Origin of the sequence: Immundisolibacter sp. (assembly GCF_028696615.1) — a bacterium.
Classification (GTDB): domain Bacteria; phylum Pseudomonadota; class Gammaproteobacteria; order Immundisolibacterales; family Immundisolibacteraceae; genus Immundisolibacter.
Window position 1 is genome coordinate 1 of sequence record NZ_JAQVGQ010000167.1, and the last position, 5949, is coordinate 5949.

Annotated in this window: 5 protein-coding genes and 1 pseudogene; 1 reads left to right on the forward strand and 5 read right to left on the reverse strand. The window is 69.7% G+C overall.

What is annotated here, in order from left to right; all coding sequences use genetic code 11:
- A pseudogene (locus PHC73_RS10530) lies at window positions 1-416 on the forward strand (hypothetical protein); the annotation flags it as partial.
- A 194-nt stretch (window positions 417-610) separates the two neighbouring features.
- On the opposite strand, the gene secF reads toward PHC73_RS10530, so the two are convergent.
- Genes secF through queA form a run of 5 tightly spaced genes read right to left on the reverse strand, consistent with a single transcriptional unit; the run spans window position 611 to window position 5926 of the window.
- On the reverse strand, window positions 611-1534 hold the full coding sequence (gene secF / locus PHC73_RS10535; protein WP_300127741.1) for a protein translocase subunit SecF: 924 nt from the start codon (window positions 1532-1534) through the stop codon (window positions 611-613).
- 3 nt (window positions 1535-1537) lie between these two features.
- Complete coding sequence (secD, locus tag PHC73_RS10540) at window positions 1538-3409, reverse strand: protein translocase subunit SecD (RefSeq protein WP_300127743.1); 1872 nt, start codon at window positions 3407-3409, stop codon at window positions 1538-1540.
- A 24-nt stretch (window positions 3410-3433) separates the two neighbouring features.
- Window positions 3434-3766, reverse strand: a complete 333-nt coding sequence (gene yajC, locus PHC73_RS10545) for a preprotein translocase subunit YajC (protein WP_366949856.1) — start codon at window positions 3764-3766, stop codon at window positions 3434-3436.
- A 46-nt stretch (window positions 3767-3812) separates the two neighbouring features.
- On the reverse strand, window positions 3813-4928 hold the full coding sequence (gene tgt, locus PHC73_RS10550) for a tRNA guanosine(34) transglycosylase Tgt (protein ID WP_300127748.1): 1116 nt from the start codon (window positions 4926-4928) through the stop codon (window positions 3813-3815).
- Entirely contained in the window at window positions 4925-5926 is a 1002-nt protein-coding gene (gene queA / locus PHC73_RS10555; protein WP_366949857.1) for a tRNA preQ1(34) S-adenosylmethionine ribosyltransferase-isomerase QueA, read from the reverse strand. The genes tgt and queA overlap by 4 nt, the downstream gene beginning before the upstream one ends.
- Between the last annotated feature and the right edge of the window lie 23 nt (window positions 5927-5949).

Consider the following 5949-nt stretch of genomic DNA (forward strand, 5'->3'; position numbering starts at 1 on the left):
GCCGGGGCGTGCTGCTGAGGCATGGCGCCCAGCTGTGCCTTGCCGACGTGGACTACCAGGCGTTTCGGGCGCGCATCCGGGCGCCGGCCTTCGTGGCGGAGTTTCTGGCCAAGCCGCCGGCCGAGCGCCTGCACATCGCGCGCGGCTTTCAGGACGCGAGCCGCAGCGCCACGGCCAGCAAGACGGCGGCCGTCATGGACGTGGATGCCGCCGCCGCCGATGCCGCCCTGCGCGCCGCCGGCGCCGACTTCCTGCTGCACGGCCACACGCACCGGCCGGGCGTGCATCGGCTGGCCGCCGGCAGGCGCGTCGTGCTCGGCCCGTGGTGCAGCGGCGAAAGCGCGCTCGTATGGCCGAACGACGGCCCTCCGCAACCCATCAACATGGGTTGCGATCCGCACGATCTGATCGATTAAGCGCACAAGCGAAAACGCCGCGCCAAGGCACACCCTGCGGCACAGGGATGTGCCGCGCGTTTTCAACGCACCGCGTTGAAAACGGAGCTACCCGAAAATCACGCTTTTCGGGTAGCGAGGGCTGGGCGGTCCAGGATGGACCGATCCAGCCTCAAACAACCAGCGGTCCCGGACCGACCGATCCGGCCTTTCAATCAAGGCGTCTGCGCGTTCTCCTTGGGCGGCGGAATCATGTCGCGGGCCGACAACCCCGTCGGCAGCAGCGACCAGCTGGCCACGTAGATGGTGGAGTAGCAGCCGGCGATCACGCCCAGCAGCATCGCCAGCGAAAAGCTGTGGATGGCATCGCCGCCGAAGAACACCAGCGGCAGCAGCGCCAGCACCACGGTGGCGGTGGTGGCGATGGTGCGCGTCATGGTCTCGTTGACCGAGCGGTTGATGATCTCGCGCGTCGTGGCCTTGCGCATGCGTGGGAAGTTCTCGCGGATGCGGTCGTAGATGACCACGGTGTCGTTGATGGAGTAGCCGATCACGGTCAACACCGCCGCCACCACGGTCAGGTCGAACTCGATGCCGAACAGCGAGCAGAAGCCGACCGTGATGATGGCGTCGTGCAGCAGCGACACGATGGCGCCGATGGCGAAGCGGTATTCGAAACGGAACGCCACGTAGGCACCGATGGCGAGAATGGCGTACAGCACCGCCAGCGCGGCGTTGGTGATCAGCTCGCCGCCGACCTGCGGGCCGACGAATTCCACCCGCTTGAGCGCCACCTTGTCGGCCTGACCGACGGCGAGTGCCTCCAGCACGCGCGTGCTGAGCTCGCTCGACGAGCCGGCCACCTGGCCCGGGATGCGCACCAGCACCTCGCTGCGGGTACCGAAATACTGCACCACCGCCTTGTCGAGACCATGGCCGGCCAGCGCCGCGTGCACCTGCTCGAGCTCCACCGGCGCCGGGTACTGCACCTCGACCAGCGTGCCGCCGGTGAAGTCGATGCCGAAGTTGAGCCCCCGGGTGGCCAGCGAGATCAGCGAGATCAGCACCAGCAGGCCCGACAGCGCCAGCATGACCGGCGCGTAACGCATGAAATCGATTTTGAACGTCGACTGCGCCATGACTCAGCTCCGCGCGGCAGCGGCCACGCGACGCCCGCGCGGCTGGATGACATTGACCAGGGCGCGCGTCACGAACACGGCCGTGAACACGGTAGTGACGATGCCGATCGACAGCGTGACGGCAAAGCCCTTGACCGGCCCGGTGCCGAACACGAACAGCAGCAGGCCCGCCAGCAGCGTGGTGACGTTGGCATCCAGAATGGTGCCGAAGGCGCGGTGGTAGCCGGCGGCGATGCTGGCCTGCGGCGAGTTGCCGTTGCGCCGCTCCTCGCGGATGCGCTCGTTGATGAGCACGTTGGCGTCCACCGCCATGCCGAGCGTGAGCACGATGCCGGCGATGCCCGGCAGCGTGAGCGTGGCCTGCAGCAGCGACATGATGGCGAGGATCAGCAGCAGGTTGCCGATCACGGCGACGTCGGCGATCAGGCCCAGCACGCGGTAGCGCAGCGCCATGAACAGCACCACCAGCGCCAGCGCTGCGACCACGGCGCGCACGCCCTTGTCGATGTTCTCCTTGCCGAGGCTGGGGCCGATGGTGCGCTCCTCGACGATGCTGAGCGGCGCCGCCAGCGACCCCGCGCGCAGCAGCAGCGCCAGATCGCGCGCCTCGCGGGCGCTGGCCATGCCGGTGATCTGAAAGCGCCGGCCGAGCCGATCCTGGATCACCGGCGCGGTGATGACCTCTTCGGTGCGGCGCGTGCGCCGCTCGACCGTGCCGTCGGGCCGGCGCACGGTGTCGGTCTTGTTCTCGATGAACACCACCGCCAGGCGACGGCCGACGTTCTCGCCGGTGACGCGCTCGAAAATGCTGGCGCCGCGACTGTCCAGCGACACGTGCACCACCGCCCCGCCGCTTTGCTGGTCGAAGCCCGAGGCGGCGTCGGTGATGTACTCGCCGGTCAGGATGGCGCGGTCCTTGAGCAGGATCGGCCGGCCGTCGCGCATGGTGTACAGGCGCGAGCCCGGCGGCACGCGCCCGGCCAGCGCGGCGGCCAGGTCGTGCTCCTCGTCCACCAGCTTGAACTCCAGCGTGGCGGTGGCGCCCAGCACTTCCTTGGCGCGGGCGGTGTCCTGGATACCCGGCAGCTGCACGATGATGCGGCTGTCGCCCTGCTGCTGCACGATCGGCTCGGCCACGCCGAGCTCGTTGACGCGGTTGCGCAGGGTGGTGATGTTCTGCTGCAGCGCCAGGCGCCGCACCTCGATGCGGTAGGGGTCGCTCAGGCGGCCGACCAGTCGCTGACCATCATCGGCGGCCACATCGAGCACCAGCTCGGGGTGCGTGCGGCCGATCAGGGCCCGCGCCTTGGCGACATCGTCGACCGCGCGCAGGCGCAGCTCCACGCCGCTGCGCTCGCCGTCGGCGACCCGGCGCACCCATTCGTAGCGCAGCTTTTCCTCGCGCAGCAGCTGGCGCAGGTCGTCGACCAGCCGCTCCTCGGCGGCGCGCACCGCAGACGCCGTGTCGACCTCCATCAGGAAATGCACGCCACCGCGCAGGTCCAGACCCAGGAACATCGGCCGCGCGCCGATGGCGGCCAGCCAGGCCGGCGCCGCCGGCACCAGGTTCAGCGCCACCGTGTAGTCGGCCCCCAAGGCCTCGCGCACGGCATCCTGCGCCTTCAGCTGCTGGTCGGTGTCGGCAAAACGCAGCGTGAGGCCGTCGCCGCTCACCGCCACAGCCTTGGCGGACAGGCCGGCCGCTTGCAGCGCCTCCGTGATGCGCTGACGGGTGGCGTCGTCCACCGTGCGACCGCGCTGACCGGACACCTGCAGCGCCGGGTCGGTGCCGTACAAGTTCGGCAGCGCATACAGCCCGCCCAGCACCAGCACCAGGGCAATCAGCAGATTGCCCCACCAGGGATAACGGTTCATGGGCGCAGGCTCGGCTGGTGGAGGTCAGACGGACTTCAGGGTTCCCTTGGGCAGCACCTGGCCCACGGCGTGTTTTTGCACCTTGACCTCGACGCCGTCGGCGATCTCGACCGCCAGGAACTGATCGGTGACGCGCGCCACGCGCCCGGCAATGCCGCCGGCCACCACCACTTCGTCGCCGGGCTTGATCTCGCTGATCATTTTGCGGTGTTCCTTCTGCCGCTTCATCTGCGGCCGGATCATCATCAGATAAAACACCACGAACAGCGCCAGGATGAAGAACATCTGCCCCAAGCCCGGCGGCGTGCCGCCCATGGCAGCCGGCGCCTGCTCGGCCAGCGCGTCCTGGATGAACATCGACATGCGTTTTTCCTGCGGTTTCAGGCCAAAAAATGGCGGTGGATTATGACATAGGGGGCACTGGCAGCCCCTGGCGGCCGTAGAACTCGGCCACGCAGGCATCGAGGCTGCCGGTCTCGATGGCGCGCCGCAGGCGCTGCATCAGGGTTTGGTAGTAGTGCAGGTTGTGCAGCGTGTTCAGGCGCATGCCCAGCAACTCGCCGGCCTGATCCAGATGCCGCAGATACGCCCGACTGTGATGCTGACAGGTATAGCAGGCGCAGCCCTCCTGCACCGGGCGCGTGTCGTCGCGGTAGCGGGCGTTGCGCAGGCGCAGAACGCCCTCATCGGTGAACAGGTACGCATGGCGCGCGTGGCGGGTCGGCATCACGCAGTCGAACATGTCGATGCCACGGCGCACCGCCTCCACGATGTCCTGCGGCGTGCCGACTCCCATCAGGTACCGCGGCCGGTCGGCCGGCAGGCGCGGCCCGAGAAAATCCAGCACGCGCAGCATGTCGTCCCGCGGCTCGCCCACCGACAGCCCACCTACGGCGTAGCCGTCGAAGCCGATGTCGAGCAGTCCGGCCAGCGAGGCCGCGCGCAGGTCCTCGTGCACGCCGCCCTGCACGATGCCGAACAGCGCGCCCGGGTGGTCGCCGTGCGCCGCGCGACTGCGCGCCGCCCAGCGCAGCGACAGTTCCATCGAGCGCCGCGCCGTCTCATGGTCGGCCGGGTACGGCGTGCATTCATCGAAGATCATCACCACGTCGCTGCCGAGCCCGTGCTGGACGGCGATCGCCTCCTCGGGTCCGAGGAACACGCGGCTGCCGTCGATCGGCGAGCGAAACCACACGCCCTGCTCGCTGATCTTGCGCAGCGTCTTGAGGCTGTAGACCTGAAAGCCGCCCGAGTCGGTGAGGATCGGCCCCGGCCAGGCCATGAACCCATGCAGGCTGCCGTGCCGGCGCACGATGTCGACGCCCGGGCGCAGCATGAGGTGAAAGGTGTTGCCGAGCAGGATCTGCGCGCCGGTGTCGGCCACTTCCTGCGCGGTGAGGGACTTCACCGTCCCCTGCGTGCCAACCGGCATGAAGGCCGGCGTGTCGACCACGCCCCGCTCGAACGTGAGCCGGCCGCGCCGGGCGGCGCCGTCGCTCGCCAGCAGCTCGAATCTCACCGCGCCCGCTCCAACAGCATGGCATCGCCATAGCTGAAAAAGCGGTAGCCCTGCTCGACCGCGTGCCGGTAGGCCGCCATCACCGCCTCGTAACCGCCAAAGGCACAGACCAGCATCAGCAGCGTCGACTCCGGCAAATGGAAATTGGTGATCAGCACGTCGACCACCCGGAACCGGTAACCGGGCGTGATGAACAGCCGCGTTTCGCCATCGAAGGGTTCGAGCTCGCCACCGGCGGCGGCGCTCTCGAGCGCGCGCACCACGGTGGTGCCGACCGCCACCACCCGCCCGCCGCGCGCGCGCGTGGCCGCCACCTGCGCGCACACCTCCTGCGACACCTGCACCCGCTCGGCATGCATGCGGTGCTCGGCAAGCTCGTCCACGCGCACCGGCTTGAAGGTGCCGGCGCCGACGTGCAGGGTGATGGTGCCGACCTCGACACCGCCGGCACGCAATTGCGCCAGCAGCGCCTCGTCGAAATGCAGCCCGGCGGTCGGCGCCGCCACCGCCCCCGGCGCGCGGCCATAGACGGTCTGGTAGCGCTGCTCGTCCTGCGCACCGGCCGGCCGCGCGATGTAGGGTGGCAGCGGCAGCTCGCCGATCGCGTCGAGCCACTGAGCGAGCGGGCGGTCGAACTGAAGCTCGAAAAACTCGCCCTGCCGCTGCCCGACGCTGGCGCCGACCTGTTGCCCGCCGCCGGCGAACTCGAGCCGCGCACCAGGCTTGAGCGCCTTGCTGGCGCGCAGCTGCGCCAGCGCCGTGCGCTCGCCGGACTGGCGCTCGAGCAGCGCCTCCACCCGCCCGCCCGTGTCGCGCCGGCCGCGCAGGCGGGCCGGGATCACGCGCGTGTCGTTCAGCAGCAGCAGATCACCGGCGCGCAGCAGCGCCGGCAGATCGGCGAAGCGCAGATCCTGGCGCGGTCCCGCGGCCGGCAGGTACAGCAGGCGGCTGGCGGTGCGCTCGGCCAGCGGCTGCTGGGCGATCAGCGCCTCGGGCAGTGCGTATGTGCAGTCCTGGCGGC